At 32.5% G+C, this 2,657-nt stretch carries 2 protein-coding genes; one reads left to right on the top strand and one right to left on the bottom strand.

Features of this window, described 5'->3' with window-relative positions; translation table 11 throughout:
• Window positions 1-412 precede the first annotated feature (412 nt).
• Entirely contained in the window at window positions 413-1,717 is a 1,305-nt protein-coding gene (locus tag VFS71_RS02490; RefSeq protein WP_326399190.1) for a rhamnogalacturonan acetylesterase, read from the top strand.
• A 233-nt stretch (window positions 1,718-1,950) separates the two neighbouring features.
• Here VFS71_RS02490 and VFS71_RS02485 read toward each other — a convergent pair whose 3' ends face one another.
• Entirely contained in the window at window positions 1,951-2,364 is a 414-nt protein-coding gene (locus VFS71_RS02485; protein WP_326399189.1) for a hypothetical protein, read from the bottom strand.
• Window positions 2,365-2,657 lie beyond the last annotated feature (293 nt).

Genomic DNA, 2,657 nt, shown 5'->3' with positions numbered 1-2,657 from the left:
GCTTTATCTTCTTTTGCAGTGGGTGTTTTTGTTAAAGATTCTATGGTACCGATGGTTGTGATTATGACTTGTACCACGATTATTGCCTTTATTATTTTGAATATTGGCAAAAGAAAAATCAAGCAAACTATTGTGAATTCTGGGGATGAGGAAATTATGATGGGGCATTAATTTACACCAATTATTGATTCACTTTATGGGCACTGATTACTTCGTTAGTTCGCTTTCGGTCGTGTGTAAATCCGTGCTATTAGATTTTTTTTTTTAAAGCCTGCCAGTCAGATCCTTGTGTGTTGACTGGCAGGATTTTTTCAACTAAGTCAGAAAATGAGTATCGAATTTCATAAAAATAAGAGCAATCATTGTACATTAGCAATCAGTTTATATCGAGGAATTTTAAGAAACACAAATTATGAAACACTTTAAAAGCATCTTTTTATTTTTATGCATGACCCACTTTTTCTGTGCCAATGCCCAAGACAACGCACCTATTAAAGAATTTAATTTTGGTGCAAATGCTGATAAAAAATCAGGTACACTCATAAATAAAGCTGTTGCGTATACTAATGCTATCGGATACGGATTTGATTTACAATTCGATAAAAATGTAACATTTGAAGAAAAATCAATATCGGCTAAGAGTCCGTTCTATTTTTCGATGAAGCTTCCAGAAGGGAATTATAGTGTGGAGGTCGTTTTGGGCGGGAACAACAGCGGAATTACAACTGTAAAGGTGGAGTCCAGAAGATTGATGTTGCGAGAAATTAAAACTGCCGCAAAAGAAACTAAAACAGCACGTTTTGTGGTGAATGTCAGAAATCCGAAATTTGATGTGAACAGTACCATTAAACTTAAACCTGCTGAACTTAAGGGGCTGAATTGGGATGAGAAATTAACCTTGGAGTTTTTGGGGACATCAATTGTTCAAAGCATCAAAATTTATCCTATTTCAAAAATTAAAACCATTTATGTGGCTGGAGATTCTACCGTTATGGAACATGATTCGGAGCCGTGGGCATCTTGGACTCAGTTTTTTCCAAATTATTTGACGACAGATGTAGTGATGGCCAATTATGCTTGTTCAGGTTTGACGCTCCGTTCTTTTGAATCCGGATATCGATTAGAGAAAATTTTATACTTAATGGAACCAGGTGATTATCTTTTTATTGAGTTTGGCCACAATGACGAAAAAGCAACAGGAGATGGAAAAGAAGCTTCGGGAGTGTATACCGCTTTATTAAAGGATATTATTGTAAAAACCAGAAATAAAGGAGGTTCTCCAATATTGATAACTCCAATGCAAAGACGTTATTTTAATCCTAATGGGACTTTAAAGCCTACTCACGGCGAGTTTCCAGATGCAATGCGAAAAGTGGCTCAAGAGATGCAGGTTCCTTTGATAGATGCTACTAAAATGACAACTTCTTTATACCAAAGTTGGGGTAATGAACTTTCAAAAAAAGCATTTGTTTATTATCCAGACAACACCTTCCCCGGACAAATAGGTGCTTTGGCTGATAATACCCATTTTAATAGTTTTGGTGCCAATGAAGTGGCTCGATGTATAATACAGAATATTAAAAATGCAGGTTTGGATCTTGCTAAAAATATAAAACCTACAGTTCCTCATTATATTTTTAAAAACCCAAGCAAACCAAGTGATTGGACTCTGCCAATGAGCTCCCGAATTGAAATTACCAAACCTGATGGTGAATAAAAATTAGATTTGTAAGAATATTGTTATTGTAACGCCTTAAAATTATCTTATCTTAAAAAAAAGCTACTATACAAGTAGCTTTTTTTTTGTTATATAATCAGTAGTTATAGCTTTTATGACATTGAAAACGGGCACGAGCGGGACGCTCGCGCTCGCGGGGGAAAATGAAATTACAATGGTTCATTAAATTTGTTGTTTTACAGTATAAAAGATTTTATTATATGTGCAAAAAGCTACATTTTTTGTAAATAGACAGATTTTCCATTTACCATTACATCATACTGACCAGATTTTTCATTAATAGTTGTTTTGACATATTTTCCTTTGAAAACAATAACAGCACCATAAATTTTTCCATTGCTAACTGAATCAAAATCAAATACTAGTCTTTTGTTATCAGGGCTAATGCTCAGTTTGTAACTGTTAAAATCTGCGTTTTTAGCAAATTCTTGTTTTGTGTCAATGATTTTATCGTCGACATAAAAATTGACAACTTTTTCACTTAAGCTGATATCTGGATAATATTCATTAACTTTTTTAAGTAATTCATATTGTGCTGGAGATGCATTCTCAATTTTGGATGTAATAGTTTGTGAAAATGAAGCTACCGAAAACATAAAACCTAATATTAAAAGATACTTTTTCATAATGTTGATTTTTATTTGTTAAAGAAAGGTTTGAATTATTAAGCAATTTACGGATTATTTTTATGAAAAACTATAACTGCTTTATTTTTAAGTATTTATGTTTTTTTTAATCAAAATTTACTTCTTCTATCAAAATTATTCCTATCCAAATATATCGGGTATGTGTTTTTATTTTTTTAAGAATTTTAAGATTAATTCGTTTAATTTTTTAGGTTGTTCAAAAGGGACATAATGTGTTGCATTTGGAATAATTTCTATTTCTGAATCCTGTATCAACTCCTGTATTGATTTGG

Origin of the sequence: Flavobacterium sp. (assembly GCF_035760125.1) — a bacterium.
Taxonomy (GTDB): Bacteria; Bacteroidota; Bacteroidia; order Flavobacteriales; family Flavobacteriaceae; genus Flavobacterium.
This window is presented reverse-complemented; position numbering and strand designations above follow the sequence as displayed.